Source organism: Methanogenium organophilum, from assembly GCF_026684035.1.
In the GTDB taxonomy this organism is placed as follows: Archaea; Halobacteriota; Methanomicrobia; order Methanomicrobiales; family Methanomicrobiaceae; genus Methanogenium; species Methanogenium organophilum.
In genome coordinates, this window is sequence record NZ_CP113361.1 from 2,150,945 (window position 1) to 2,176,687 (window position 25,743).

General features: G+C 49.6%; 31 protein-coding genes and 1 tRNA gene. 14 read left to right on the forward strand and 18 right to left on the reverse strand.

The features are described from left to right. Positions 1-15: 15 nt before the first annotated feature. The 7 genes from OU421_RS10595 to OU421_RS10625 form a co-directional block, all read right to left on the reverse strand. A complete protein-coding gene (locus OU421_RS10595) occupies positions 16-1,194 on the reverse strand; it encodes a glycosyltransferase family 4 protein (RefSeq protein WP_268186061.1) in 1,179 nt (392 codons plus the stop codon). Next, on the reverse strand, positions 1,184-2,488 hold the full coding sequence (locus tag OU421_RS10600) for a phenylacetate--CoA ligase family protein (protein ID WP_268186062.1): 1,305 nt from the start codon (positions 2,486-2,488) through the stop codon (positions 1,184-1,186). Before OU421_RS10600 ends, OU421_RS10595 begins: the two co-directional genes overlap by 11 nt. A gap of 25 nt (positions 2,489-2,513) precedes the next feature. Further along, the gene (locus OU421_RS10605) at positions 2,514-3,050 is read right to left on the reverse strand and encodes a hypothetical protein (RefSeq protein WP_268186063.1); all 537 of its coding nucleotides are present in this window, start codon (positions 3,048-3,050) and stop codon (positions 2,514-2,516) included. Then, the gene (locus OU421_RS10610; protein ID WP_268186064.1) at positions 3,047-4,132 is read right to left on the reverse strand and encodes a DUF354 domain-containing protein; all 1,086 of its coding nucleotides are present in this window, start codon (positions 4,130-4,132) and stop codon (positions 3,047-3,049) included. Before OU421_RS10610 ends, OU421_RS10605 begins: the two co-directional genes overlap by 4 nt. 30 nt (positions 4,133-4,162) lie before the next feature. Then, a complete protein-coding gene (locus OU421_RS10615; RefSeq protein ID WP_268186065.1) occupies positions 4,163-5,119 on the reverse strand; it encodes a glycosyltransferase family 2 protein in 957 nt (318 codons plus the stop codon). A gap of 707 nt (positions 5,120-5,826) precedes the next feature. Then, positions 5,827-5,898 (reverse strand) — tRNA-Arg (locus tag OU421_RS10620). 490 nt (positions 5,899-6,388) lie between these two features. After that, positions 6,389-7,042, reverse strand: coding sequence for a hypothetical protein (locus OU421_RS10625; RefSeq protein ID WP_268186066.1), 654 nt, complete (start codon positions 7,040-7,042; stop codon positions 6,389-6,391). 698 nt (positions 7,043-7,740) lie between these two features. Here OU421_RS10625 and OU421_RS10630 point away from each other — a divergent pair. Next, complete coding sequence (locus OU421_RS10630) at positions 7,741-7,926, forward strand: hypothetical protein (protein ID WP_268186067.1); 186 nt, start codon at positions 7,741-7,743, stop codon at positions 7,924-7,926. After that, positions 7,923-8,228 (forward strand): type II toxin-antitoxin system RelE family toxin, encoded by a 306-nt coding sequence (locus OU421_RS10635; RefSeq protein ID WP_268186068.1) that lies wholly within the window; start codon positions 7,923-7,925, stop codon positions 8,226-8,228. Before OU421_RS10630 ends, OU421_RS10635 begins: the two co-directional genes overlap by 4 nt. 405 nt (positions 8,229-8,633) lie before the next feature. Here OU421_RS10635 and OU421_RS10640 read toward each other — a convergent pair whose 3' ends face one another. The 6 genes from OU421_RS10640 to OU421_RS10665 all read right to left on the reverse strand — a co-directional run bounded on the left by OU421_RS10640 (position 8,634) and on the right by OU421_RS10665 (position 12,788). After that, a complete protein-coding gene (locus OU421_RS10640; RefSeq protein WP_268186069.1) occupies positions 8,634-9,818 on the reverse strand; it encodes a M20/M25/M40 family metallo-hydrolase in 1,185 nt (394 codons plus the stop codon). A gap of 285 nt (positions 9,819-10,103) precedes the next feature. Beyond that, positions 10,104-10,325: a type II toxin-antitoxin system HicA family toxin gene (locus OU421_RS10645; RefSeq protein WP_268186070.1), complete on the reverse strand. Its 222-nt coding sequence runs from the start codon at positions 10,323-10,325 to the stop codon at positions 10,104-10,106. Beyond that, entirely contained in the window at positions 10,322-10,543 is a 222-nt protein-coding gene (locus OU421_RS10650) for a type II toxin-antitoxin system HicB family antitoxin (RefSeq protein ID WP_268186071.1), read from the reverse strand. Before OU421_RS10650 ends, OU421_RS10645 begins: the two co-directional genes overlap by 4 nt. Positions 10,544-10,744: 201 nt before the next feature. Then, a complete protein-coding gene (locus tag OU421_RS10655) occupies positions 10,745-11,245 on the reverse strand; it encodes a hypothetical protein (RefSeq protein WP_268186072.1) in 501 nt (166 codons plus the stop codon). Positions 11,246-11,320: 75 nt separating this feature from the next. Next, entirely contained in the window at positions 11,321-12,202 is an 882-nt protein-coding gene (gene moaA / locus OU421_RS10660) for a GTP 3',8-cyclase MoaA (RefSeq protein ID WP_268186073.1), read from the reverse strand. Then, on the reverse strand, positions 12,186-12,788 hold the full coding sequence (locus OU421_RS10665) for an RlmE family RNA methyltransferase (RefSeq protein WP_268186074.1): 603 nt from the start codon (positions 12,786-12,788) through the stop codon (positions 12,186-12,188). Before OU421_RS10665 ends, moaA begins: the two co-directional genes overlap by 17 nt. 101 nt (positions 12,789-12,889) lie before the next feature. On the opposite strand from OU421_RS10665, the gene OU421_RS10670 reads away from it, so the two are divergent. Beyond that, the gene (locus tag OU421_RS10670; RefSeq protein WP_268187914.1) at positions 12,890-13,633 is read left to right on the forward strand and encodes a DNA polymerase sliding clamp; all 744 of its coding nucleotides are present in this window, start codon (positions 12,890-12,892) and stop codon (positions 13,631-13,633) included. Beyond that, complete coding sequence (locus tag OU421_RS10675) at positions 13,633-14,637, forward strand: DNA primase large subunit PriL (protein WP_268186075.1); 1,005 nt, start codon at positions 13,633-13,635, stop codon at positions 14,635-14,637. Before OU421_RS10670 ends, OU421_RS10675 begins: the two co-directional genes overlap by 1 nt. Here OU421_RS10675 and OU421_RS10680 read toward each other — a convergent pair. Further along, positions 14,634-14,810 carry a hypothetical protein gene (locus tag OU421_RS10680; RefSeq protein ID WP_268186076.1) on the reverse strand — a complete coding sequence of 59 codons (177 nt, stop codon included), beginning with the start codon at positions 14,808-14,810 and terminating at the stop codon, positions 14,634-14,636. The genes OU421_RS10675 and OU421_RS10680 overlap by 4 nt on opposite strands. A 232-nt stretch (positions 14,811-15,042) precedes the next feature. Here OU421_RS10680 and OU421_RS10685 point away from each other — a divergent pair, with 232 nt between their 5' ends. The 8 genes from OU421_RS10685 to OU421_RS10720 all read left to right on the forward strand — a co-directional run bounded on the left by OU421_RS10685 (position 15,043) and on the right by OU421_RS10720 (position 19,494). Next, positions 15,043-15,558 carry a thiamine-phosphate synthase family protein gene (locus tag OU421_RS10685; protein ID WP_268186077.1) on the forward strand — a complete coding sequence of 172 codons (516 nt, stop codon included), beginning with the start codon at positions 15,043-15,045 and terminating at the stop codon, positions 15,556-15,558. 12 nt (positions 15,559-15,570) lie between these two features. Next, positions 15,571-15,762 (forward strand): 30S ribosomal protein S17e, encoded by a 192-nt coding sequence (locus tag OU421_RS10690; RefSeq protein WP_268186078.1) that lies wholly within the window; start codon positions 15,571-15,573, stop codon positions 15,760-15,762. 7 nt (positions 15,763-15,769) lie between these two features. After that, a complete protein-coding gene (gene dapA, locus OU421_RS10695) occupies positions 15,770-16,645 on the forward strand; it encodes a 4-hydroxy-tetrahydrodipicolinate synthase (protein WP_268186079.1) in 876 nt (291 codons plus the stop codon). Further along, a complete protein-coding gene (gene dapB / locus OU421_RS10700; protein ID WP_268186080.1) occupies positions 16,638-17,396 on the forward strand; it encodes a 4-hydroxy-tetrahydrodipicolinate reductase in 759 nt (252 codons plus the stop codon). Before dapA ends, dapB begins: the two co-directional genes overlap by 8 nt. 66 nt (positions 17,397-17,462) lie before the next feature. After that, positions 17,463-17,636: an indolepyruvate ferredoxin oxidoreductase subunit alpha gene (locus OU421_RS10705; RefSeq protein ID WP_268186081.1), complete on the forward strand. Its 174-nt coding sequence runs from the start codon at positions 17,463-17,465 to the stop codon at positions 17,634-17,636. A 43-nt stretch (positions 17,637-17,679) separates the two neighbouring features. Continuing rightward, positions 17,680-18,696, forward strand: coding sequence for an aspartate-semialdehyde dehydrogenase (asd, locus tag OU421_RS10710; protein ID WP_268186082.1), 1,017 nt, complete (start codon positions 17,680-17,682; stop codon positions 18,694-18,696). A gap of 12 nt (positions 18,697-18,708) precedes the next feature. Then, positions 18,709-18,981, forward strand: a complete 273-nt coding sequence (gene albA, locus OU421_RS10715; protein WP_268186083.1) for a DNA-binding protein Alba — start codon at positions 18,709-18,711, stop codon at positions 18,979-18,981. A 63-nt stretch (positions 18,982-19,044) separates the two neighbouring features. Then, on the forward strand, positions 19,045-19,494 hold the full coding sequence (locus tag OU421_RS10720) for a hypothetical protein (RefSeq protein WP_268186084.1): 450 nt from the start codon (positions 19,045-19,047) through the stop codon (positions 19,492-19,494). Between the two features lie 404 nt (positions 19,495-19,898). Here the strand turns inward: OU421_RS10720 and OU421_RS10725 are convergent, their stop codons facing one another. The 4 genes from OU421_RS10725 to OU421_RS10740 all read right to left on the reverse strand — a co-directional run bounded on the left by OU421_RS10725 (position 19,899) and on the right by OU421_RS10740 (position 23,913). Further along, positions 19,899-21,041 (reverse strand): DUF373 family protein, encoded by a 1,143-nt coding sequence (locus tag OU421_RS10725; RefSeq protein WP_268186085.1) that lies wholly within the window; start codon positions 21,039-21,041, stop codon positions 19,899-19,901. A 61-nt stretch (positions 21,042-21,102) separates the two neighbouring features. Further along, positions 21,103-21,966, reverse strand: coding sequence for a coiled-coil protein (locus OU421_RS10730; RefSeq protein WP_268186086.1), 864 nt, complete (start codon positions 21,964-21,966; stop codon positions 21,103-21,105). A 433-nt stretch (positions 21,967-22,399) separates the two neighbouring features. Continuing rightward, complete coding sequence (gene ftsZ / locus OU421_RS10735) at positions 22,400-23,563, reverse strand: cell division protein FtsZ (RefSeq protein ID WP_268186087.1); 1,164 nt, start codon at positions 23,561-23,563, stop codon at positions 22,400-22,402. Positions 23,564-23,733: 170 nt separating this feature from the next. Beyond that, positions 23,734-23,913, reverse strand: a complete 180-nt coding sequence (locus tag OU421_RS10740) for a ribbon-helix-helix domain-containing protein (protein WP_268186088.1) — start codon at positions 23,911-23,913, stop codon at positions 23,734-23,736. 196 nt (positions 23,914-24,109) lie between these two features. Between OU421_RS10740 and OU421_RS10745 the strand changes: the two genes are divergently transcribed. Further along, on the forward strand, positions 24,110-25,108 hold the full coding sequence (locus OU421_RS10745) for a pyridoxal phosphate-dependent aminotransferase (RefSeq protein ID WP_268186089.1): 999 nt from the start codon (positions 24,110-24,112) through the stop codon (positions 25,106-25,108). Further along, the gene (locus OU421_RS10750; RefSeq protein ID WP_268186090.1) at positions 25,096-25,695 is read left to right on the forward strand and encodes an NTP transferase domain-containing protein; all 600 of its coding nucleotides are present in this window, start codon (positions 25,096-25,098) and stop codon (positions 25,693-25,695) included. The genes OU421_RS10745 and OU421_RS10750 overlap by 13 nt, the downstream gene beginning before the upstream one ends. Positions 25,696-25,743 lie beyond the last annotated feature (48 nt).

Consider the following 25,743-nt stretch of genomic DNA (forward strand, 5'->3'; position numbering starts at 1 on the left):
AAGACCTTCTTTTTATCACACATTTTCTCTCATAATGTGCTCGTACACGCCCATAATCTCCTTTGCAACATGTTCCCATGTGAACAGCTGTGCATACGTAAGGATTGCGTCCGTGTTCCACTCCCGGTCCAGCGCTACCAAAATTTTGCCGGCCAGATCCATAGCGTCACCGGGACTGACAAGCAGACCATATTCATCAGAAGTGATGACTTCCTCGCTGCCGCCATTCCTCGTTGCAACAACAGGCTTGCCACAAGCCAAAGCTTCGAGTTGAACAATGCCAAAACTCTCTTTTAAACTTGGGAGGACAAAGAGATCGCAGGCGTTCATCCAGAGTGGGATCTCGCCGTGGAGTTTCCTCCCGGCAAGCGTAATGTACTCTTCCAGTCCTAAGCTGTGTATTTGAGTTTCAATGGTATTTTTAAGACTTCCTGATCCGATAATAATAATCAGGATGTCCTGTCGCTGTTTCACGATCTCAGCGACTGCATCAACGAGATATTTATGCCCCTTTATTTCGGTATACAAATTTCCCACATACAGAATGATTTTTTTATTGTGTGGAAGCCCCACCTTTTGTTTACACATTTCACTATCCATCGGGTAGAATTTTTGAGCATCAAAGCCATTTGGAATAAAACGGATCTTTTGAGGATCAATTCCAACCGTGTACATATCCGAAATGTCTCCTTCCTTTACCCGGATGATTGAATCTGCGAATTCCCACGTAGTTAAAAAAGCGTGGTCCCGTGTAGCAATCGCTCTTTCAAACGTAGTTGAAGCATGTTCGGTAATGACTACCGGTACATCATACTTTTTTTTACATTCAATTGCCAATGCCCCGGCAGGCCAGGTAAAGTGAGCATGAATTACGTCGATAGATATCTGTTCTTTTTGAATAAGATCAAAAATTGCTTTTTTTGCCAGATGTAACCACCCTGCTTTTCCATAATAGAAAAAAATGGGGATATTGAGATATTTTGGGAAAAATACCCTGACGTTATCATATGTGTAATTTACATACGTGGTTTTTCGAAATTTTTCGATACCGAATGCAACGGGTGAGATAACATATACCGCATGAAAATTTGCTTTCAAATACTTCAGTTGCTCTTTTACAAAGATTTGGCCGGTATAGCTGTCATCTCTGTTTGGGAAATTATTGGCTATCACGAGTAAATTTTTATCTGGCATTGCCCACCTCGTTGACAATAAATTTGTACTTCCCTGCACCTGTTCGTTCAATTGAATCAACAAATTTGAATTCAATTACCCAGCCTTTGCTTCTTTTTTTGGTAATTTCGCGAATCGCATCCAATTGTTTTTCATCAAAGGTTTCCTCTGGAATTATTTTGATTACGATTCTTTCAACGGTTTCCTGGATTACCTGATATTCACGAATTCCCTCTCCATACTCCCATAACAGATACAGGAAAAACCACCCATGCACATTTTTTCCTTCGGGAGTAACGAGTATATCAGTGGTTCTTCCACGAATCTCTTTTAATAACGGGTACTCACGTCCGCATGCGCAGTTATCATCAATTGTGTGGCCATCATCACCGGTGGTGTACCGTATGAATGGCATTGCGTAATTGTGCAGGCTCGTTGAGAGAATCTGTCCCTTTCCACTCTCTATTTGGAGTCCATTCCCATCGACAACCTCCATAACACTTCTTTCCGTGTCAATATGCAGACCCATGTGCTCAGGGCATTCAAAAGCACTTACTCCGCCATCGTTCAGGCCATATCCGTCATAGATCTCGCACCCAAGTATATCTGATATCTTCGTTCGCATGTTGGAAAAGAGAGTATCAGATGTTGTAAATACTGCGATTGGGGAGTGCACAGTAAGATTGTTTTCCTCAATCCACGTTGCAAAGAAATAGAGTGAGGAAGCATATCCCCTGATGAATTTGGGCTGGAATGAATTTATTGTCCGGACATATTCACGCATTTCCGCTTCACCCATATCAAAGGAGGAGAGTTTCCTTAGGTTTCGGGCAGTTTCATGGATGAGGGTGGTGAACCTGGATTTTGTATCGAAGCCAAGAGACGATCCTGCAAGGAAGACCATTCGGTCACCAAGTTCATAGCCGCCATACCCCCACCCCCGGTAAAGGAGAGCACTGCTAAGGAATCTGTCGTGCCGGGATATTCTGTAGGTGAAGGGGGTTCCGGTTGATCCACCTGTTGCATTGGTATAATATTTTATTTTAGAGAGATTTATGGGTTTAAACTCTTCCCAGTGCTGTTTAATTATGTCTTTGGTAAGAATGGGGATTTTCTCCAGGTCACGGGTAGCCCTGATATCTTTCGGCTGCAGTTTCAGGGACTTGAATAGATTATGATAATAGGGCACATTTTCATAGCAGAAGGTGATCATGTGCCTCAGCTGCTTCTCCTGCTCTTCTTTTAACTCTTTGTACGGCCGCCATTGATTGTTAACCGATCTTTGATAATCTGAGGAAAATTGTGAACACTGCATATTGTGGGCCAAAGAAAAGATCTGCTTATTGAACATGTGAATGGCCTCTCTCAGTTGCCGGATGGACAATCCCCCTCCCATCATAAAAATGGTTTTTCCCATGGATAGCAATGGGAGAATCCATCATGCCTGTTGGATTAACAACTGAACGTTCACAAAATGCATCATTATCGGTGAAGAATACTGCACAATCCGTGCAGCCAGAGGCCTCATCAGTACCTGTACCAGATGCAAATTCATCTGCATAGACCCGGAAGAGAGACTTTTGGCGATAAATCCACAGATTCGCACAATCATACAATCTTATCGGTGATCCCGATGATTGGTGATTCCTGTGTTTATTGATGTTCTTCATGCAGAGATGGCACATCATAGTGATCCTAGTCCTGGAGTTCCTGTTTTCAACCTCTCTGAAACCAGTCTCCCGCGTTTTGCCTATACAAATCAAAGAACTCATTAATCTCATAGAAGTCTCAAAAAACCGGGAAATGAAGCGATGTGGATCAATGGCAGTATGACTGTTCATACCGCAAAAAAAGGTGCCTGTAGGAATGGCAGTCATTGGGCATCACCAGAATCAGATGTGCAGAAATATTGTATTCCCGGATGTTTTTTCATCTCGGCAATACTCAGCGGATAATTTTCAGTGAACCACACCATAAACGCAGTTATATCAATCTTATCGTTCAGCAGACGTTCCAGTTTCATTCTCCATGCCTCCTTGCATGAAGAGTTACGGAGAATTTCCGCCGCCCGGACAAATGCCGCGTCGCTGTCGGTGAAACTATAGAGGAGATCATAGGTATCTTCAAGCTCGATGAAATTTCCCATCGTCCCTGCAAGGGATGACACAAAAATAGATGGTGTCCCAAGCACCGCCGCTTCCGCTGCCATTGTGCCTCCTTCGCCCACATAAAGCGCGGCGTAGTACAGCAGGTCATGCAGCTTCTCCGGTGAAACCTGAATGCGGTGGTGCTCCAGTTCCCTGGGCAAAGTATTTTCGGATGTGATGAACACACGCCCATACTGTTTCAGATCAGAAACGAACTTAATTTTCTCTTTAATGCCGGATTGTCCTTTGTCGTGGCTTGCATTCCAGGAAACAAATCTGAGGATCATGAAGGTATCTTCTCTCTTCAGATCAAGCTCATTGAGTACAGCAGGGTTGGGAGTGAAATAGTCCGGGTGGAGGTATGCAAGTTCGTGGTAACTGTTATATCTGATCTGCTTTTTACCAATGTTCTTCAAAAAACAGGATGGAGTTAATGCAACAGTGGTAAATGGCAATGTTGTAATCGTTCCAATCTTTGCATGCTCAGTATCATTCAGAGTAATTGATGGTTTTCTCAATACTTTGGCAGAGTGTGCAGTAACGGGGTTCAGCACACCCAAAAAAATATCCGGATTTGATTTTCTGGCAAATTTTGCCATTTGTATATCCCGGGAAATCCACTCCTGAATGAGACTGTGTTTTTTTCCTTCAATTAATGTATAAGGAATATTATATGCTTTTAACAAGTTTTGTGTTACTTCCTTATCCCTGGCTGTCACCCTGACTTCGTGGCCTCGCGTCTCCATCTCCCAAATAAAATTCTTAAACAGGTGGACATGGGCCGGATGTCCCATATCAATGAGTATTTTCATGTATCCGGCCCCTGGTTTGAGGTATGCACATCAATACCATCCATTTGCATTTCGCTCCTGCTCCATGTCATAGAGCATGGCAAACAAGAGGAACATCATTCCCATCATGAATGCCAGGAACGACAGAACGCCGTGTACGAAAAGGACATTGTTTCCGGTTATGAACTTCTCCCAGAGGGTGATGATTCCTGCTATAATTCCTACCGTTGAGAGTATTGTTCCCAGGATATAGAAGAATACCAGCGGGTGAAAGCTGAGGATGACATACTTCATCTTCAGGCGCCAGAGGAACTTGCGCAGGAGGAGCCAGGAGAGCTTGCAGATGTAGGATGAGTACTTTATCCCGGATGTCTCCATCCCATAGCGGGCAGGGTGAGGGATGTTTTTCATCTTAAATCCCCACACATTCAGCTGGATTAAGAGGTCGTTACAATATCCATAGCGGGGATAGATTTGTGAGAAGTTAAGGCGTCCCAGGGCCCGCGCAGAAATGGCGGTGTAGCCGTTCTGGGGGTCCATCATCTGCCAGTATCCGGATGCAATCTTTGTGAGGAGGGTGAGTATTGAGTTGCCAAAGAAGCGCCACATGCTCATCTGATGGCGGTAGTCCGCGCTCAGGAGACGGTTACCAACAGTGTAGTCAGCTTTTTCGTCAACGATGGGGTCCAGAAGTTTTGGGAGAAATATCGGATCCATCTGGTTGTCACCGGCCATGACAGCAGCGATGTCCATGCCGCCTTTAAGGGCTTCCTGGTACCCGGTGACTATCGCTGCACCGACCCCTTTGTTTACTTCATGTGACAGGGGGACTACTCTGTTGTCATTCTCAGCATATTCCTTGACTATTTCTCCGGTGCGGTCCGGAGAACAATCATTTACCACATAGACATGGTCCACATAATCGGGTATTGAATTCAGGGTCTTTTTGATGAGGAGCTCTTCGTTATATGCGGGTATGACTACACCTATTTTTTTTTCACGATACAAACCGAGAATACCTCCTTGTTGATTTATAGTAGACGTTTCTCAGGAAATTGGGTGAATTCTATTACCTATTTCATGTAATATTCTGGAGAATGATCGGCATGTTCTATGATATATGTTTTTCTTTTTTTGAATCCTTGAACTGAAATTGCGACTTCAATGTAATGAATTATAATTAATATCGTGGGTTAATATTGGAATTGTGTGAATATGTGTGGATATTTGATTTAACCATTCAAATTAATTATGAATATATAACTACCGATTGACGTTATGTGTCTTATGTGGTACTGACTCCCGTTTGGATTATCTATTTATTCATGATTCGCTGCATGTCTGCCTATCACAGGAGATACCGTTTTTGCTTGGGTAAAAACGCCCCGTGGGTTTCTGACTTTTTTGGTTTCGCAATTTTTTCCTGTTGTGTCTGAATATTTTCTGATGTGCTTCTGGTACTGCCCGTATGCTTTGGATATGTATTTGTGTGATTTCTTGCCTTGGGCTTTTAATCAGGCAAATGCGATGGCATTGTTCTGATCCCTGTCAATTGGTGTGAATCTACAGAATTACCTGGATTAAATTGTGGATGAGGCGGCTCAAGGAAAAAAATCACATAAATCGCATATTTAAGTCAGGCGGTAAAGATACGCTATCTAACAATACACAAAAACTTTAAAAAACAAAACGGGGAAAAAACCCCTGAGAATCGACGCCCCGGCCGGGACTTGAACCCGGGTCAAAAGCTCCGCAGGCTTCTAGGATATCCACTACCCTACCGGGACCGGTGTCGCACTTCTTACCTAGCGAGGTGCTTACATAGATTGGTGGTTCTTGGTATAAAGGCTTTGCATCTGTTCGTGCAAATGTGGGGAGCTGCGTGGAATTGGGTGCGTTTTGGTAACGTTTTTTGTGAGAATATAGGGGAATTTGGGGAGGTGTTACGGTTTTTGCGGGGTGAATTATGGTACGGCGCAAGATGTGCACTGTGGGGGCGCAGGATGGCGCACAGGATGATTGCGGTTTGTCTGGAGAATGTCGGGTGAGTGTGTTGTATTCTGTAATGATTGCAGCAAAAAGAATGGTCCGGATGATAATTATCCGGGCTGGAGGGTTTTCGTCTTCTCTCCAAGACCCTGTTCTTATTACGCGAGACTCTGTCCTCATCTATATGAGTTCGATCACAGCGTATGTCTCAACTCAGGAATTGCACCCTCTGGGAACTCCGGTATCGTGAAATTATTGTATCATGAAATCAGGGAATCACGACCCGTCTCAACTCAGCAGGAACGATTCCTCATCATCCACGAGATTTGCCTCCGGGACAGATATGGAAATGCCGACGTCCACGTTGTTTCCGGTGATTTCAACCTGGTAGGGGCCGGGGTATCGAATGGTGATGGTGTCCTTTTTGCACTCTGTGGTGAACTGCTGATAGTCATACTCTTCGACGACGTCACCCGTCTCGCGGTCGATGATGGTTACTGCAAGGTCGGCGCGTGGGTCCGGGTATAATTCCCTGATGGTGATCAGATCTTTGTCGCCGTAATCGCTGTATATCCTCTTTGTATTGGTGTACATTTCCGGCTCAATCTTAAGTTCGATGATCATCGCAGGTATCTTCAGGTCGAAATTCAGTGCGATCACATCATAGAGCAGATAGACATCGTTGGTATAGATCTCCGTATATACGGGCAATCCGGATGTTGGTTCTGGTTCGACTGGTGACGCAGTCACCACCGGTTCTGACGTTCTGATGGGGGTAGCCTCCTCCACCCAGGCTGGTGTTGCTGTCGGTGTTTGCGCTGCTGCGTCCCCCCCTTCGGAATGTATATCGCGCCCATCCACCGGCAGTTCTGAACATCCTGCGCATGCGAGTACGAGGATGATGGAAAGAATGGCTGCAATAAATAGCACATGCCTCTTCATTGTTAGCGATATTAGTATCCTGAATATTTAATTTATGGGTATATTCATTCTGATTTTGTTGGATTTTGTCCGGAATTTGATTTGAATTCGGATGAAATTGACACGGGATTCATTGGCATTTGTTTGAATGTGTAAGGGGCGCGGGGCGCATGAGGACTGATTTTTGTCGTAAAATTGATGTATTATTGTTCTTTTCTGAGGGTCTGGCATGGAGGGGTGATCCCTCCCTGCCGGGTATGCCTCGCGGTGTGAGAGGTCTCAGGGGGTTGAGCAAGCGTTCCTCGAGCTCCCCTCATGACGGTGAAAGCGAGCTATGATGGAAAATGCAGGAGTGCATGGCACAACATGGTGTAATTATTGCCCTCCTCTCGTCCTCATTCACAAATAGTACCGGAGAGGTACTAAGATGAAGTCATACGTCCCATTCTCTTTGTCAGAACGTTAGCTTTCATTCTTTCTGGTATATACAGCAAATATCTCCGGGAATTTTGGTAATACATGCAGAAGAACTTCGATAACCGGGTTTTGTTCTCTCTGTTGGCGTACCTGTCCCCGTCGGTTGTCATATCTGTATTACCGGTCACCATCTGGGTGACCAATAATGCAGGTGCTATTTCCCATCCGTGCAATCGTGCACGTGATTGCAATAGTGCACATCCGTGCAATTCTATAAATGTCTGCCCAACGAATATAGTACCATGACCGCCACCAAACGCATCCCCGTCTCCGAACCGGTCTGGACCTCTCTTTCGGATATGAAAAAACCGGGGCAGACCTATGATGGGCTCCTCTCCGAGATCATTGAGCACGAGAAGGAAAGGCGCTTTCTGGCAGAGATGGCCACAATCGAGGCAGAGGGTGACTTCGTGGAGTTTGCTCCGTGACCTATCGGCTCCTTCTCGACAAAAAACGGGCTCAGGACTTCTATGACCATCTCCCCGACAAGAGCCGGATAATCGTCAGGGATCACCTTCTGCGCCTCACCGATGACCCATACCCGGGCAGCGGTGCCGACAAAGAACAGCTGACTATCCGGGGGGATGACCGGTATTTCCGCCTCCATATCGGGAGATCCTTCACTGCTTTTCATACCATCTATGACAGAGAGGGTGAGGTCCGCGTCCTTGAAATTATGACAATCGAACAGGCGCACAAGAAGTATGGCCGACTCGGCATCCGGCGGTAACAATCTTCGGCGTTTTCTTGCGGTTATTCAGATATTTTGGCAAGGGAGGGGTGCCCTCTCCCTGCCAGACCCTCCACGGATGCGATGAGGTCGCTGTATCGTTTACAAGAAACAAAATATTGTGAAATTAAGGACATAATATTCGGAGAAGGGTCACTATTATGGATGTAGCAGAACCATGTGCTGGCCCCCTTCTTTCCATTTTATTTTGGCCATGACTGAATCCGGGTTTTCATATCCCCATTGGAGATTACTCTTCCGCCAATGAATCATTCATGCCACCTTTCGATCGTATTCACAAAGAGCAACTCATGCATAATCTCTTCAAATGTTGAATCATCAGGGTGTGAATGAATGATTTCCATCATCTTTTTCTTACCTGATGATATAGGACATCCCTCTTCATTACAGATACGCCCCGATCAACCTCGCATACACCTGCACAGCTTCTTCCAGCTGCCCGATTCTAACCCGTTCGTCCTGAGCATGGAGCAGATGAATCTCGCCCGGGCCATACTCCGCCGCCCGGAACCCGGCCTCCCGCAGGAACCGGGCGTCACTTGCGGCCCACTGCAGAATCGGGCGGGCCGGCTGGCCGTAGACGCCCTCAATTGCAGCAGAAAGCCGTCTCACCAGCACTGAATCCGGGGATGTGCAGGTCGGCGGGGCGCAACTCTCGGTAGCGATGACCGGGGATGACCGGTCCCCTTCGGCCACCGCGAGGACAGCATCAGGGTTGCATCCCCATGGCAGCCGCATATCGAGTCCCACCGTGCACTCCTCAGCGACAATATTGACTCCCTCGCCGCCGGTTATGACCCCCGGGTTGCAGGTGATCCGGGTCAGGAGACGGGCCACATCTGCGTTTGGGAAAATCTTTGATATTGCCTCTTCTGAATTTCCGACAAGAGCGGATACACCTTCCTCTGTGGTATACTCCTTATCGGTGAGAGTCATCATCCGGTCGATAAACCCGGATGCCTTCACAATCGCGTTCTCACCTGCGAACGGATAGAGCGACCCATGGCCCGGCTGCCCCCGGAAGGATGCCCGAAACCGGCAGAGCCCCTTCTGACCAACAGCTGGGTTCAGGTATGGCGTCGGTTCTGCGACGAGGCAGTCACAGGGGTGGATCTCCTGCATTCGCAGCAGGTGCTGCACTCCGTCTACCCGGCCGGTCTCCTCATCACAGACGAAGGCGACTCCGATTGGGAGTTCGTCATTCCTGTCCTGGTCATCACATGCCTCAGGTACCTTTTCCAGTGCCGCTAAGATAGCCGCACACCCGCCCTTCATATCGGTGGAACCACGGCCCCAGACAAATTCCTCATCAATCGTTCCGGAGAAGGGGTCATGCGTCCATCCCTCCTCTCCTGCAGGCACCACATCGAGATGGCCGCAGAAGAGCAGGTCACAGTTGCGCGGGCCGGCGCAGACATTCCAGTGGCCTCCCGGATTTTTGGAAATGCGGGGGCGATATCCCAGACTTTCAAGAATGCCTGCGACATACTCCACTGCCTCATCGGTCCGCCCGGGGGGGTTCTCCGTATTAATCCGGACAAGGTCTGCACAGACCCGTGCGACATCCATCTTCTCTTCTCCTCGATACATTACTCTCGTCTACTCCGGGATAAATTCCTCCTCTGTACGCATGGATGGATTGGGGTGGGGGAAACACTATTGCCGGACGAATGTTGGAGATCATAGCCGGAAGGGGTGTTCTCAAAGGATACAATGGTGAGGAATGGCTGCAATTGGATCAAGAGGGGATGCCTGTCTGTCCCCTCTATGAACTATCGCTTGAAGGGGTGGGCTGCAGGGAGGGGTATATTCCTTCCTTGCCTTTTCGGTTTATTATATTGGAGATTGCCGGAATTACAGCAATTCAATAAATTCATCAGTACTCAATCCGGACTCCCGGAGTATTGCCCGTAGTGTTCCTTGTGATATTTCATGATGATTTGGAACGGTAAGCGGTCTTTTTTTCGGATGGCGAAGATGGATGTGACTTCCCTTTTGGTCATGTATGAAGTATCCATCTTTTGAAAATGCCTTAATCAATTGTTGTCCGGATACGACCGGAAGCTTTGCGCTCATACATTCACTGCAACAAAGGTTTCTGTCATTCCGTTTTCAGGCCTTAATGGAATTCCTTCTTCTGCGAGAGACTTTAGGTGCAGTTCGATTGCTTCTGCGATGTTTTCCTTTGCCTCATCTTCTGTTCTCCCCTGAGAGATACATCCCGGAAGGGAAGGGACAGTTGCGGTAAACCATCCATCCTCATCCTTTTCAAGCAATATTCTAAACTGAATCATGGTGTATCCGGTCCTTTGTCTCTTGATTGAATACTACAATCTTGCGATTTATTGTATTTAAATGAATGGAGGGTATGTTCCGGGAAAAAATGATGTGAAATTGTTTGTATGGGGATTGTTGCGGCATCCGACCCGACAATTCCCTTATGGATCAACCCTCGTGATGAGATCATTTCACAACGAAGATCCGGAAGGTCCCTTTCACTCCCCAATAAATTCCTGATACAGCTGGCCAAGAGAGGCCTCTTTGTAGAGGCTCTTCAAAAAATTCTTGTCAAAGAGTTCATTGATCATATCCATAAAGAACCGTGCGGGGAGGGGCTTCATCGCTGCCGGGTCCATTGCAATCCGGAACGAACGGTAGGACGCCTGGTTCTCCTCATCATAAATATCCCGCCAGAGGGTGGGCAGTTTATCGAAATTCTCCCGGTGATTTGCCTTCAGCCAGTTGATGAATGCGGGGAACTGGTCTCGTTCTTCTTTCTTCTCTTCACCGATGCGCCACTTCATGTACTCCATGTTCATGATATTTCTCATCGACTGGATGTTGTAGCCCAGAATACAGAGCGTAAAGTCCAGGTGGGCAACGGCATCCTTGAAGTGGAACCAGAACACCGGTTCAAACTCGTTTGGGGATTCCAGGATCAGTGATTTGTTATAGAGTTTCTGAAGAACAGGAATGTATTCGTTTGTTTCTAACATATATTCAGGTAGTGTCACACCCGAAATAAGTATTTGGAAGAAGCCAAAGCCTCCGGACAGTACACAATCCGGATTTCAGCAGTAATACGGTTCCCGGATGGAGACTGCCTCTCTGAACTTCTCTTCAAGTTCCGCGCCCCGCAGCCCACGGATATCAACGTGGTTGTCGTTTCGCATCAGACATGGCTTCAGGCACCCGTCTGAGGTCACCCGCAGCCGGTTGCAGAAGGCACAGAACTCTGTGTTGTGCATCGGGCGGACAATCTCAATCTCTGCACCCTCCAGACAGTACTTCTTCCGGTGGTGCATCCGTCGGGTGACAATCGTCTTTGCAGTTTTCTGCAGCTCGTCTTCGAGCCCGGTCAGCTCCATATGATAGGGGCATTCACGGAATTCGTCCATGAGTTCGATGAACTGCAGGATCAGGTGCTTGTGGTTTGCCGCATACCGAATAAAGTCCGGAATCTCATCGTCATTGACGCCCTCCATCAGGACCACATTCAGCTTCACCGGTGTCAGTCCCGCGTCAATCGCCGCGTCAATCCCCGCGAGCACATCAGAGAGCATGTCTCTTCCCGCAATTGATTTATACCGGTCAGGTTTCAAAGAATCCAGACTGATATTCACCCGGGAGAGCCCTGCGTCCTTTAGGTCCTGCGCAATTGGCTCCAAAATTGTCCCGTTCGTCGTCAGGGATGCCTCCATCCCTTCCGGCACCATCGATACAATATCGACCAGATCATCGCGCATCAGCGGCTCCCCGCCGGTGAACTTGATGCTGCGCATCTCAAAGAGTTTTGCAACGCGCATAATTTCCCCGATATCTTCCGCAGACATCAGGGTTTTTGGATCTACCTCGCCTTCGGCGTGGCAGTACATACAGTTCAGATTGCACTTCGGCGTCAGTGATATCCGCAGGTTTGTCACCCTGCGTCCGTATTTATCCTTCAGAATCATTCTGGCGTCCCTTGAATTTCTTTCCGATTATATATACTTCAGCACTTCCTTTTCGTGCTGCCTTCGAGCGGTAGACCTTCACGCCATAGAAATTGTCGCGCATCTTTTTGAGAATCAGGTGAAACATATCACCCTGGAAGGTCTTTACCACAAAATTTCCACCTGGTTTCAGGAAATCAAGCGCAAAATCAAGCGCCATTTCAGAGAGGTCGACCGCCCGGGCCTGGTCATAACTCTTATGTCCTGAGAGTTTCGGCGCCGCATCACAGACGATGACATTCGCTTCAGGTATGAGTGCCCGGACCTTCTCGTGCATGTGCTCTGTCGTAAAGTCACCTTTCAGTGCGGTAACATTCTCGATTGGAACAATTGGATTTAGGTCAATGCCAATTACCTGTCCCTCCGTTAACTCGCGCAGCACCTGCAGCCAGCTTCCCGGGGCGCACCCGAGATCAATCACATTGTCATCGTCACGGATGACCTGGAAGCGTTTCTGTATGTCTAATAACTTGTATGCCGCACGGGATCTGTACCCTTCCGTACGCGCCTTTCGGTAAAATCTGTCTCGTCCCCACTGTGATCCCATAATCTCAAAACCTCTGCATGATGTTTTTATCACGCAAAAACCTACATATTAATAAAAATTATACCGGTATAACTTATAATAGACTTTGTAAAGGGGTAATGATGTTAAAAGCAGCCATTGATACAGATACATTCCGGGAGACAATAGATATTATTGCAGCCCTTGTGACCGAGTGCCGGATGCACGTCGGGGAAGACGGACTGAAGATCCGTGCAGTAGATACCGCAAATGTTGCCATGATCTCACTTGACCTGAGCGGGGAGGCATTTTCGTCTTTCGTTGCAACCGAAAGTGAACTGGGCATTGATATCACAAAGATGAAGAGCATCACCGGGATGATGGGAAAAGGGGATGAATTGTCCCTCGAACTTCCGGAAGACGGACACAAGATGGAGATGGTCTTCTCCGGGTACCAGTACTCTGTGACCCTTCTTGACGTCAATACCATCCGAAAGGACCCCCAGCCACCGACCGTTGAACTGCCGGCAAAGGTTAGGATCTCGGGCTCTGCGATAAACGATGGTATCAAAGCGGCCTCGGTCATCTCTGATAAGATTGCGCTGGGTGTTGATGCAACAACAGGTACCTTCTACATGGAAGCCGACGGTGACTCTGACCATATCCGCCTTGAGCGCGGTTCAGATATTCTCATCTCACTCGAACCCTCGGACGTCCGGTCACTCTTCTCCCTTGACTATCTCCGTGACATGGGCAAAGTGATGGCCCGTGCCGAAGAGGTGGAAGTGCAGATTGGAAATGACCACCCCGTCAGGGTGTCCTTTGACTTCGCAGACGGTCATGGGCATGTTGATTTCCTCCTTGCCCCCCGCATTGAGGCAGACTGATGCGAAGGCTCGAAAAACGAGACCTTGCAAAATATCCATTTTTAAAAGGAGCAAAGGCATACGTCCAGGGCTCCGGCATATCGATTGATTCCCTTATCCGCGCACAGTCCGGAAAAGGAGAAGATTTAATGAAACTCGCAGCTGCCCGTGTGAAGGCAGCCCTGCGTCCGCCATCTTTTGATGAGACCAATACCGATATCAAAAATGCAGATGACGAGATCTATGCCTATGCAATCGCACGGCTGCTCGCCTCCTGCATGGACGACCCGTCTGTGCTGGACAAGCTCGCCCGGTACGAAGCGGAGCGCTCCGCCTATTATCTGAAGGGAGAAGGCCCGGAGTTAACCGCTTATATCGCCCGCTCCGTGGGTATCGACATGACTACGCCTGACATGGGTGTGAAACAGTATGTGGAACTTGCCTCGCGCATGCGTGACCCCCGGTGGCGCCTGGTCAATCGGGATGTTATCCATGGCCGCGTACTCTGCACGCCGGACGACTATACGGTCATCCTCCGGGAACGTATCCGGCAGGTGATCCGTTCGCAACTGCCGCTCACCGTTCCCGGTCCCGTCGCCGTCCGTCTCCGCACACATGCAGATGATGTCTCTCATGCCTATCAGGAACAAATCCTTGAGCAGTACGGGGAGGTGGATGAGGGCTGCTTCCCTCCCTGCATTCGCGCGATCATTGCTGCAGTCACCGACGGGACCAACATCCCACACACGGCGCGCTTTGCTCTGGTCGCATTTCTGCACACCATCGGGCTCGATGAGACCGCAATCGTCGAGGTCTTTGCGCGGGCACCTGATTTTGACATCTCACGCACGATGTACCAGGTGGAACACATCTCCGGGTCCGGCGGGACAGAATATACGCCGCCCGGGTGTGCGACGATGAAGACCTATGGTCTCTGTGTCAACAAGGACAAATTCTGTGAAAAAACGGTGCATCCGCTGAGCTATTACAAATATCGTAAAAAAATATCGGGAAAAAAACCTTAAATGGTCTTTTGTCCGAGGTAATACCCGCCTGCGCTCATGCAGGCGATGAAGAGGATGATTGCTGCGATGTATGCATATGATGTCGGAAGCACAGCCGGCAGCACGATGACTGCTACAATCAGCACAATGATGCTTGCAATAGCCGTTGTACTGTCAAGGACGACGGAATTCATAGCAGTATATTTTGCGTTGTGACGTAAATGTGTATCCATCTCCTGCAGAGGGGGACGTCATTTTGGAGAGACGTTTTGCTCTTCTCAATTCCATATGGGCAATTATGATAACGAATGGAAAGGCAAGGGAGGGGCGCCCTCCCTTGCCTTTCGTTCCAGTACATTAAAATTCCAATACGGGAATCGCGATGACCCGACTATTTTTACCCTGTGTACAGCAGACATATATTCCATGGAGACCTGTTCAGAGGTGGCCTCCGCTCTCACAGAGGCAGCATCCCGCATCGCAACAGAGGTGGATTTGCGGCTCATCACGAACCACGGTATCAGGATGGGCTGTACCCTCCCCCGGGCGACAACCGGGTCTGATGTCTGCGTGGTGGACTGTGTCACTCGGCCTGCTGTCCGCTGGGGAGAAGATCCTGATGTTGCACGAGTCATTCTTACCGTAATCCGGCATGAGTCCTCTCTGCGGTCAGTAGTGTCGGTGCGGTGCACGGAAGCGGTTCTCCGGTATGCAGAAGACGATTGTGCGTTCGAAGCCGTCCCATACGCGCCCTCCCAACCCGGATCGGGCACTATAGACTGGGGGGTTGAGTCCTGCTGCCGTGATGGCGTGCCGGATATAATCTATGGGCAGAAGTCGGATACCGACGATATCATGCTCTGGATAATCGCGGAAACTCCCGCAGAAGGGGCACGCAATATTATTATGCTCTCGGGTTGCATTAGTTATACCAGTTTATAGTGGAGTTTATGAATGGGAGTCAAACCATCTTACATTAAAAACCTGAGCCAGGAACTGCTTGTGAAACACGGCAACCGGTTCACCGGAGATTTTGAGGAGAACAAGCTTGCCGTTTCTGAAGTGGCAATTATCGACAGCAAACGCATCAGAAACCGTGTGGCGGGCAATATCACGAGAAAGGTAAATAGAAGGAAAGAAATATAATTCTTTTATGTTTGAGGGTGTTTATCCTGCACTTATCACTCCGTTCGAAGATACCGCGGATGCGGGCCTGAATCTGTCCGGTCTCCGTGAAAACATTGAGTATCTGATCGAAAACGGAGTTCACGGGGTTGTGCCCTGTGGTTCAACCGGTGAGTCAGCAACCCTGACATTCGAAGAGCATGAGATTGTCATCGGAGAGACAATTGATGCTGTCAATGGCAGGGTGCCGGTCGTTGCCGGTACTGGTTCAAATAACACCGCCGAAGCCCTGCGGTTTACCAAATCTGCATATGATCAGGGTGCGGACGCGGTTCTTGTTCTTTCGCCTTATTACAACAAACCGAACCGTTCCGGTCTTCTAAAGCACTATTCAAAGCTTGCAGACGTGGGCGTCCCTGTCATTGTCTACAATGTCCCATCACGCACCGGGCAGAACCTTCCTGCGGATATCGTCTCTGAGCTTGCCGCGCATCCGAACATCGTCGGTGTCAAGGAGGCAAGTGGGAACATCACACAAGTCTCAGAGATCATCGAGCGGACCCGGGACGAGGACTTCTCGGTATTCTCAGGCGATGATGCGATGACGCTCCCTGTCCTCGCACTGGGCGGTGCCGGTGTAATCACCGTTACCGGAAATGTGGAACCCGCGCGGATGGTTGCGCTCTACGAACGCTTCCGTGCGGGCGACTATGCCGGTGCACAGGAGATGCATTACGAACTCTCCCCTCTGATGCGTGCTCTGTTCATCGACACAAACCCGATTCCCGTCAAGCAGGCCGCCGGGATGCGGGGAATGGCTGCAGGACCGCTGCGCCTCCCGCTGGACTGCCTGACGAATGTTGCAGAGGCACACCTGAGGGAGGTGCTTTCCCGCTATGACTAAGATAGCTATCTGCGGTGCCCTCGGGCGCATGGGAACCACTATTGCAAACCTCGTGAATGAGGCAGACGACCTCATGTTTGTCGGCGGTGTGGACGTCAACGCAGGAACTCTCCTCGGGGCGCCTGTTGTCCCGTCTTCGGAGATTCGGACCTTCCTGCAGGAAGAAAAGCCTGATGTGCTCATCGATTTCACGATTGCACACGCGGCCGTTGAGAATATCATCGCTGCCTCTGAAGCGGGCGTAGCACTTGTCGTTGGCACAACCGGTTTCTCTCCGGAACAGCGTTCGAAAATAGATGCGGCCATTAACGGCAGTGTGCCTGCTGTCATCTCCAGCAACTACAGTGTTGGCATGAACATCTTCTGGCGGCTCGTTCGTGAGGCGGCATCGCGCCTCGGAGACTATGACATTGAGGTCATAGAGGCTCATCACCGGTACAAAAAAGATGCGCCTTCGGGGACCGCGCGGACGATCCTTGAGATTATTGGTGAGGAGACTGGCAAGACGGAGTGTATGTATGGTCGGGAGGGCATGACCGAGCGAAAGGACGAAGTTGGTGTGCACGTTGTCCGGGGCGGAGATATAGTCGGTGACCATACCGTCCTTTTTGCAGCCAATAATGAAACGATTGAACTGTCCCACCGCGCCTATGATCGTGCGGTATTTGCCCACGGTGTCATCCGTGCGGCGCGGTATGTCCCTGGAAAAGCTCCCGGCATCTATTCGATGGACGAGGTTCTCGATCTCTAGTGCATCCGCATCCAATCGAACTCTTTTTATTTCTTTTCTGATAAATTAGGAAGGAGAGGATAATTTATGGTAGCAGTAGTTGACAAAGACAAATGTACTGGCTGTGAATCATGTGTTGATATCTGTCCCGCCGCAGCGATTGAGATGCAGGACGGTATTGCAGTGGTTGACGCTGATCTCTGTATTGACTGTGAATCCTGTGTGGATGAGTGCCCGGCTGAAGCCATCCGCATGGAGTAAACCAAATCTTTTATACCGCTTTCACTCATATTACAAAATATCTATGATTAATGTAGGTGTGCTCGGAGCGACGGGTGCCGTTGGCCAGAGGTTTGTACAGCTTCTTGCCAACCACCCGTGGTTCAGGCTCACAACCCTGACTGCGTCTGAACGCAGTGCGGGAAAACGGTATCAGGATGTTGTTAACTGGCGTCTTGATGTTCCGTTCCCCGAAGAGGTTGGGAGCCTTGTTGTGGAACCGACGAATGTGTCGGCGGTATCCGACCTTGATATTGTATTCTCTGCACTTCCTGCAGATATTGCAACTACTCTTGAGACCGATATTGCCGCTGCGGGTGTTGGTGTCTGCAGTAATGCATCTTCTCACCGGATGGACAGTGATGTACCTCTTGTCGTACCTGAAGTAAATCCTGACCATCTGGGCCTTATTGACGTGCAGCGTGATCGCGGTACAGACGGGTTCATTGTTGCCAATCCAAATTGTTCAACAATTGTGCTCTGTCTCTCTCTTGCGCCGCTTATGCCATTTGGGTTCTCGCACCTCACGGTAGCAACCATGCAGGCGATCTCCGGTGCCGGATTTCAGGGGATTCCCGCTATGGAGATCTATGACAATGTTGTCCCGTACATCGGGTCAGAAGAGGAGAAGATGGAACGTGAGCCACTGAAGATCATGGGGTCATTCGATGGGTCGGAAATTCGGGATGCACCATTTAAGGTATCTGCAAGCTGCCACCGTGTGCCGGTCATAGACGGGCATACGATGGCAGTATGGGCAGATACTCCGGCGCCGGTGGCAGAGGTCATTGAGGCCTATCGCACATACGCGCCGCCCATTTCAGGGCTTCCTCACCTTCCCGCAGAGTCCGTTCATTATACTGATGAGTCCACCCGGCCGCAACCGCGGCTGGACCGAAATCGCGGTGGGGGGATGACAGTCTCTGTCGGAAGGATGCGTGAGGGTCTCCGGTATGTGGCTATGGGCCACAACACCATCCGGGGTGCAGCTGGTGCCTCTGTGCTGAATGCGGAACTCATCGTTTCAAAGAAGTACGTCTGAGGTGAACAGCACATGATTAAGGATAACACAGTATTCGTTGGAAACAAACCAGTGATGAACTATGTACTGGCAGTCGTTACCCAGTTTAACAATGGCGCAGATGAGGTCTCGATAAAGGCACGGGGGAAGGCCATATCGCGGGCTGTTGATACTGCGGAAATTGCATTGAACAGGTTTCTCGAGGATGTCGCCAAAAAAGAGATTGTCACATCTACAGAGATCATCGACACGGAAAGCGGGCAGACCAATGTATCCAGTATTGAGATCCTTCTCGCGCAGAGATAGGCTCCTCTCACCTTTTTTCCGCGACCATAAAGGCTATAATCATATCTGACAGAACCTGTACGCATGAAACTGCTCCCGGGAATGCTCTGTCTTCTTGTGCTTCTCGCAATGGTTATGCCGGCAGCAGCTGCGTCTCCGAACCAATATAGCTATATTACGGTCGAAGGCTGCACGATACACCTCAATGACGAAGATGCGGTAATTGATCTCGACTATTCCATAGATGAGGGCATTGTCTTTCTGGTCCATCTTCTCGGAAAATCGGATCTGAAACGCAAACTGGGTGTGATTACCGGCTATCCGGATGCACGGTACCAGACGATTGATATGGATCATGCAACGATTCTTGTGAATGATGTCTCCCAGAATTATGGGGAGGGGTCATACTGGTTCCCTGCCCACACATTCGGGGTTGAAATTCCTGAACTGATACTAGTCTCTCCTCAGGTAAACCGCACCTTCAATATGTCCCAATCAGTTGAGGGTATGGGCTACTTCGGCACGAAAGGGTGAGGGGCTGGTAGGAGGGGGGGCAATATCTGCTTCTGTTGCTCTCCTCCGTTCATCATTATTTCCCTCTCCTGTTTCCCCCACGCAGTTCCCGGTTTCACTTTTTTATCTCCCTTCTTCATTACCGGCTATCCTCTTTATACCCCAAATCAGATCAAAATCATAGATCAGCCATTCAATACGTATGGGATCGGATAAACAAGGTGAAATGTTGGGAAATGGTGAAATTGGCAGGGTACCTGAGATACAGATGGGGTAATGGTGGGGGCAGAGTAATGGGGGACAGAGGGAACATTGGGGTCAGGGAGGAAAGGAGAAATAAATGGGCAGAAGGGGGGGAAGACTGTGAGTACAATGGGTTCTGTTCGTACTTGTCTCAATCTCTGTGCAAAAAGTAAAAACCTAATTTAATCCCGTGCGGATCGTCTTCCTTTCTTTTCTTTCACTTCCGGGGCATACTTCTCGGTCTTCTGCAGGGCCTTCTGAATATAGAATCCGATGAATGCCAGTATCAGACCTCCGATTGTCGTGAACATCATGATACGTATGCCGTCCACCCCGTCAATCGGGAAGTTCACGGTGGCGGAGAGGGAGATAATATAGACCGACGCCCCATAGGCGATGAGCCCGAGCCCCATTACAAAGAACGGCAGGGTGATTGCACGCGGCAGCATCTTTGGGTCGTTTTGCACGACGTCAATAATTTTACCGAGGAGGGCAATCAAAATGGAAGCAACAATGTATCCAACGGCACCGTAGACGAATGTCAACAGGTAAAAGAGCACTCCTGCATCTGCGGTATACCACGTAAGAAAACTTGAAAGACCCATGATGATTCCCAGGAGGCCGATGAATATTGAGGCAATATAACACACAAATGACATCCTGCCGCCAATAAACGATTCCTGCAGTCCGCGCAGGGCGATATTGAAGTATTCATCAATACCCAGGCCCTTGAAGAGCAGGAAGATGCCTAAGACACCAACCACGATAAATATCGCTATCTCTGTACTTCCCAACAGACTGCCGACGGCAAAGATCAGCATCACAAGCCCCACCGGAAGGAGGATGGACTGGGCATGCTTCGGGTCGTCCAGAATTTTTTTTATGATATAGTAGGTGCCCTCCAGATTTGGCATCTGGTTTACGATCACCCGCTGCACACTTGCAACTGACACGCGGGACTGGATAACCGGGAGAATAAATTCATCTTCAGCGCCGTCGGTCACGAGAATACATTCTGTCACCTCCAGGTCCCAGACAACCTTCCTCAGGTCTTCAGAGATCTTCCGATCACCATCTATCGTGTTGTAGTGATCTCCTGCAACCACCGCAATGCGGACATCGTCCCCCTTCTCGCGGCGCTCGTCGTAGATCTTTATTCCCTGAAAAATTGCATTGACATCAGAATCTTCGGGATCTTCGAGTCCCAGACGCGTAGCGGCCTCAAGACAGCTGTCTCTCCCTGTAACCGGGCTCTGGATCCCAGCCTTAAAGCCGATATCATTATCTCTGTCAACACAGAGAATGAGCGTCCGGTCACCTGACATATCTGCATAGATGTCTATTTCACTTCTATAAATATCTGATGAAAGAACGGGGAAAAAAGAATTATATGAGTTTTGCACGCTGCAGGAGCAGAATGTCGTCTGTGGTAAGTTTTTCTCCGGCCCTGAACTGCTGGAATACCTGTTCTGCTTCCTGGCGAACTGCTTTCTGTTCTTTGTTGACCTTTGTCTTCTTGCCTTTCTTGCGGATTCCGCCGATCACCTTGTCGTAGTCACGGAGTTCTTTCTGGCATGCAATAAACTGGTTGTGCTCAGCATCTGCAGCCTCCTGTGCCTCAACAAATTTCCGGTGTTCCTCGTCTGCTGCCTCGCGTGACTTGTCTGCCTTCCGGTAGCATTCGACCATCAGGTCGTGGTGCTGCTGGGCAAGTTCTGCCTTCTCGGTGACGGTTGCGTGAAGCTCTGATGCTGCGCGACGGAATTCCCGTGCCTCCTGGAGTTTGGTGTGGATCTCTTTGTTCTGCTCGAGCTCCTCCTCCTGCTCCTTGATCTGGTGCTTAAGCTGCTTGATCTGGTCAATGAGCTCGCGCTCCTTGTCCGTGTTCATGACACGGGTCTGCTGGTCCATCTCAAGCTTGTCGATCCGCTTCTGGATCTCTTTGATGCCCCGGGAGTTACTGATGGCACCGTGCTCTTTTTTGTATGAGTCGATCTCCTCGAAGAGCACATTTGCTTTCTCATTCAGCTGGTTGCGCTCTACTTTGATCTGTTGCACTGCTTTGTTGTTCTCGTCACGAAGCTCCTTGTGCTTCTGTGCCTCGTCAACACATTCACGTGTCTGGCCATTCAGCTGGTTTCGTTCGCGTGCGTGAGTGCTTGCAAGAGCATTCAGTTCATTTCTTTTTTCTTTGTGCTGCTCAGAATCTGTCAGCATAGTCTTTCTTTTGTCAATAAGTTCGGTCAACATGCTCTACCTTACCTTATGTATTTGTGCACAACAATTCATCTTCAGATGGATTTTCCGCTAAATTGCGTACAGGATGATCTCCTGATGATAACCATTTCAAAAGAGTTCTTTCGGATACCGGAGAACCGACTTTGTTCATATGGCTGTTCATAATGTTCAACTCCCGTACGGTCTGTCCGTATGGACAGAAATTCACGAAATCCAGTGAAGGATTCACTGTAGTTCTTTAATATTGCATGGTTTCTTCATATTAATGTTTCGTAACCGCGTTTCCGGTTTAGGGCATGTAATGAATAACAGAAACAAAAAGTGTGCCCTCCCTGTGTGGGTGGAGGGCAGATTTTTCCGCTATTGTATCGTGCGGGGACGGGGGATGATTTTGTGATTGATTTGGCGAATGAGGGGTAATGACGAGTTGGAATCGTGTAACCGTTCAGCGGATGAAGTCAATCAGTCCGCCACTGGTCTGTTCGTGGGCTGCCTGGCGTCCGGAGGATCGCATAAGTCCGCTCACATTGCCGCGCCCGACTGATCTGGTCATCGGTGCTGCTGCAGAGTTTGCAATGTCGTAGCTCTGGCCAAGGATCTGTGCGCTCTTGACGCCGGTCATGATGGCCATGACGCGTACTCTGCCCTCGAATTCTTTCTTGACACGTGCGCCCCAGATGACGTCTGCATGTGCGTCCAGCTCGTAGGTGAGTGAACTTGCGATCTCTTCTGCGTCCAGAAGTGTCAGGTCGCTGCCGCCGGTGATGTGGATGAGGCTGCCGGTTGCGCCCCGGTAGTCGATATCCAGGAGGGGGTGGTTCAGGCACTCGTGGACAACGCTCTCGGCCTTGTTCTGCTGTTTGCTCTCTCCGACGAGCATGACGGCGACGCCGCCCTTGCTCATGATGGCACGGACATCTGCGTAATCAATGTTGATGAGGGATGGTTCGGTGATGGTCTCCGAGATACCTTTGACGGTCTCTGCGATGAGCTGGTCCATGACGGAAAATGCCTGTCCAAGGGGCAGGTTGGGCACAAAGTTCATGAGGCGATTGTTATCGAGGACAATTACGGAGTCTGCTGCGTTTGCCAATGCCTCCAGTCCTTCCTCTGCTCTGAGGAGGCGGGCCTTCTCAACCTGGAAGGGGTAGCTTACCATTCCGACAACGATGGCGCCCTGCTCTTTTGCAATCTGTGCGACGACTGGTGCGACGCCGGTACCGGTTCCGCCTCCCATGCCTGCCGTGACAAAGCAGAGATCTGCATCTGCGAGAAGACCTTCCAGGGTGGTGCGGGCCATCTCTGCTGCACGCTTACCTACATCGGGGAATCCGCCTGCTCCCAGTCCCTTGGTGAGTGACTTTCCGACAAGGACGCGCTTGTCGGCCTGGATCATCTCAAGGTGCTGTTTGTCTGTGTTGACTGCAATGGTCTCTGCGCCACTGACTTTCATATGGTAGAGACGGTTGATGGTGTTGTTTCCTGCACCACCACATCCGACAATGACAATGCGTGGCTGACCGATTAGATCATCGTCACCGATGACACTGCGTGTCATTTGCTTTTCCTGTTCAGCATGCTTTAAAGCTTCATTAATAATAGTCTGCATCCAAAACCTCCTTGGTCTGATAGATTTTCTCGTATGTGCGAGGGACAGAGTAAGAATGGTTATCAATGGACTGCATCAGACTCTCAACATTCCTAAGGCCACTTTCGATAACACCCAGTGGGTAGTAATCGTTGTACCGTTCATACAGTTTTCTTTCCATTGTTTTCCCCCTAAACCTCAAACGAGATCTGCTCGCTGTCTCTTAGAACACGATTCGCCTTCTTTTCGATGAGTTCCCGTACTGCATATCTCACCGCTTCAGATACGGTCGGAAATTCCCCTGCCTCAACAAGTTTCTCGAGCATAGCAACCTGCTGCGGGGGTAAACGAATCGTGATGCGCTCCATCATGGTAATCTCCAATGTCTGACAATTGACTGCTTTATGTCAGTTAATTGTCTGACATAAAGGTGCTTTATGACAGACTTGCTTCAGACAATCTAAACATATACTACTACGATATATATACTTTGTGCATTGTTTCAGTCTCCGGAATTTACGGGACATATGCCCAAATATTCAATTGTTTGTAAATAGACGACTATATGTGAGATTTCGGCGGATTCGAAAAACAGAGCATGGTGGGAAGACCCATCTGGTATCGGGCAGCGACGATGAGATATTACTTGATTTCAGTGAGAATTTAAACCCGTTTCCGCCGGTTATTTCCTGGAATCCGGATGATATATCCATATCCTCCTATCCTGACAACCGGTATGTCACCCTGAAGGAGCATATTGCGCGGATTGAAGGGCGCAGGCCGGATGAGATCTGTGTCGGGAATGGGTCGGTAGAACTGATGCGCTCATTCTGCCAGGCGGCCCTGCGACCGGGTGACCGGGTATCTGTTCCTTCTCATACCTTTGGGGAATATGCTGTCTCTGTGGAATGTGCGGGTGGAGTTCCTGTTCATCCACAGGACGGCACGGTAGCAGAATTCTTCTGCAACCCCAATAATCCGACCGGGACTCTCATCCCCAAACCAGACGTTCTGACCAGGATCCGTGCTCATGAGGATGCAGGGTCGCTTCTTTTCATCGATGAGGCGTTCATCGATTTGGCAGACCCTGCAGAAAGTGTGGCTGGTGTATGCTCCGAGCATGCCTTTGTCCTCCGTTCCCTGACCAAGGCCTTTTCGGTTCCCGGCATTCGTTTTGGCTGGGGGGTAGGGTGCCCGGACCTTGTCGCGGCAATCGAGGCAATCCGTCCCCCGTGGAGTGTGAATGCTTATGCAGAGGACTATGCCCATGCGGCACTGAACAATACATGCCAGCTGGTATCATCACGGGAACGAATCGCAGAAGAACGTTCGTTCCTCACGGATTCACTTACTGCCCGTGGTATCTCCGTCTGTCCGTCTGCGGTGAACTTCATCCTGTTTCGGTCTCCTGTCAGTGGATCTGACCTGAAAGACCGTCTTTTGTCTCAAGGCATCCTCATTCGTGACTGCGCCTCATTCGGCCTTCCGGAGTATGTGCGTATCGCGGTGCGCACGCGTGATGAGAACCGTATGCTTCTGGAGGCGCTGGACATATGCTTGCCCTGATCGTTGCCGGCGGAAGGGGTACACGGCTGAACCGGGGGGAGAAGCCCTTATTGCGGGTATGCGACCGTCCCATGATTGCTTACATCACAGATGCGTTTTGCGCGGCAGGAATTGAGCCGTTAGCTGTTCTCTCACCCTCGGTGCCGCAGACGGCAAACTGGTGCCGCGCAAACGGGATCACTACTTTCCGGGCAACGGGGGCGGGGTATGTGGAGGATATCATGGAGTGCATTCAAACACTGGAATTAACAGAACCGGTCGTCACATCGGTGAGTGACATCCCCTGTATTACACCAGAGATCATTACGGCCGTTCTGGATGCCTACCGGAAGGCAGGAACAGATGCATGTTCTGTCTGGGTGCCTGCCGCTCTCGCTCTGGGACGCGGTATAATCCCTGCCTATCTTCAGCAGATAGAAGGGGCGGATGCTGTGCCGTGCGGGCTGAATATCCTGAACGGAGCAAAAATCGGAAGCGAGCAGAAGGAGGTGGCAATACTCATGGACTCCTCCCGTCTTGCGGTGAATGTCAACACTCCGGAAGATATCGCCGCAGCCGAAGCGATCCTTCGTTCACACCAACAGTAAGCTGCTTCGCTGGGTGCGGTGCTGCATCAAGCCATTTTTAACATGGAG

Coding starts and splice junctions, on each gene's coding strand:
- OU421_RS10685 (WP_268186077.1), top strand. CDS start 15,043: ATGGAGACCTGTTCAGAGGTGGCCTCCGCTCTCACAGAGGCAGCATCC.
- OU421_RS10670 (WP_268187914.1), top strand. CDS start 12,890: ATGTTAAAAGCAGCCATTGATACAGATACATTCCGGGAGACAATAGAT.
- dapA (WP_268186079.1), top strand. CDS start 15,770: ATGTTTGAGGGTGTTTATCCTGCACTTATCACTCCGTTCGAAGATACC.
- OU421_RS10675 (WP_268186075.1), top strand. CDS start 13,633: ATGCGAAGGCTCGAAAAACGAGACCTTGCAAAATATCCATTTTTAAAA.
- OU421_RS10690 (WP_268186078.1), top strand. CDS start 15,571: ATGGGAGTCAAACCATCTTACATTAAAAACCTGAGCCAGGAACTGCTT.
- OU421_RS10625 (WP_268186066.1), bottom strand. CDS start 7,042: ATGAAGAGGCATGTGCTATTTATTGCAGCCATTCTTTCCATCATCCTC.
- OU421_RS10740 (WP_268186088.1), bottom strand. CDS start 23,913: ATGATGGAGCGCATCACGATTCGTTTACCCCCGCAGCAGGTTGCTATG.
- OU421_RS10655 (WP_268186072.1), bottom strand. CDS start 11,245: ATGTTAGAAACAAACGAATACATTCCTGTTCTTCAGAAACTCTATAAC.
- OU421_RS10725 (WP_268186085.1), bottom strand. CDS start 21,041: ATGTCAGGTGACCGGACGCTCATTCTCTGTGTTGACAGAGATAATGAT.
- albA (WP_268186083.1), top strand. CDS start 18,709: ATGATTAAGGATAACACAGTATTCGTTGGAAACAAACCAGTGATGAAC.
- ftsZ (WP_268186087.1), bottom strand. CDS start 23,563: ATGCAGACTATTATTAATGAAGCTTTAAAGCATGCTGAACAGGAAAAG.
- OU421_RS10720 (WP_268186084.1), top strand. CDS start 19,045: ATGAAACTGCTCCCGGGAATGCTCTGTCTTCTTGTGCTTCTCGCAATG.
- OU421_RS10600 (WP_268186062.1), bottom strand. CDS start 2,488: ATGCAGTGTTCACAATTTTCCTCAGATTATCAAAGATCGGTTAACAAT.
- OU421_RS10705 (WP_268186081.1), top strand. CDS start 17,463: ATGGTAGCAGTAGTTGACAAAGACAAATGTACTGGCTGTGAATCATGT.
- OU421_RS10750 (WP_268186090.1), top strand. CDS start 25,096: ATGCTTGCCCTGATCGTTGCCGGCGGAAGGGGTACACGGCTGAACCGG.
- OU421_RS10605 (WP_268186063.1), bottom strand. CDS start 3,050: ATGACTGCCATTCCTACAGGCACCTTTTTTTGCGGTATGAACAGTCAT.
- moaA (WP_268186073.1), bottom strand. CDS start 12,202: ATGATTCTGAAGGATAAATACGGACGCAGGGTGACAAACCTGCGGATA.
- OU421_RS10680 (WP_268186076.1), bottom strand. CDS start 14,810: ATGAATTCCGTCGTCCTTGACAGTACAACGGCTATTGCAAGCATCATT.
- OU421_RS10665 (WP_268186074.1), bottom strand. CDS start 12,788: ATGGGATCACAGTGGGGACGAGACAGATTTTACCGAAAGGCGCGTACG.
- OU421_RS10630 (WP_268186067.1), top strand. CDS start 7,741: ATGACCGCCACCAAACGCATCCCCGTCTCCGAACCGGTCTGGACCTCT.
- asd (WP_268186082.1), top strand. CDS start 17,680: ATGATTAATGTAGGTGTGCTCGGAGCGACGGGTGCCGTTGGCCAGAGG.
- dapB (WP_268186080.1), top strand. CDS start 16,638: ATGACTAAGATAGCTATCTGCGGTGCCCTCGGGCGCATGGGAACCACT.
- OU421_RS10610 (WP_268186064.1), bottom strand. CDS start 4,132: ATGAAAATACTCATTGATATGGGACATCCGGCCCATGTCCACCTGTTT.
- OU421_RS10650 (WP_268186071.1), bottom strand. CDS start 10,543: ATGATTCAGTTTAGAATATTGCTTGAAAAGGATGAGGATGGATGGTTT.
- OU421_RS10645 (WP_268186070.1), bottom strand. CDS start 10,325: ATGAGCGCAAAGCTTCCGGTCGTATCCGGACAACAATTGATTAAGGCA.
- OU421_RS10730 (WP_268186086.1), bottom strand. CDS start 21,966: ATGTTGACCGAACTTATTGACAAAAGAAAGACTATGCTGACAGATTCT.
- OU421_RS10640 (WP_268186069.1), bottom strand. CDS start 9,818: ATGGATGTCGCACGGGTCTGTGCAGACCTTGTCCGGATTAATACGGAG.
- OU421_RS10595 (WP_268186061.1), bottom strand. CDS start 1,194: ATGCCAGATAAAAATTTACTCGTGATAGCCAATAATTTCCCAAACAGA.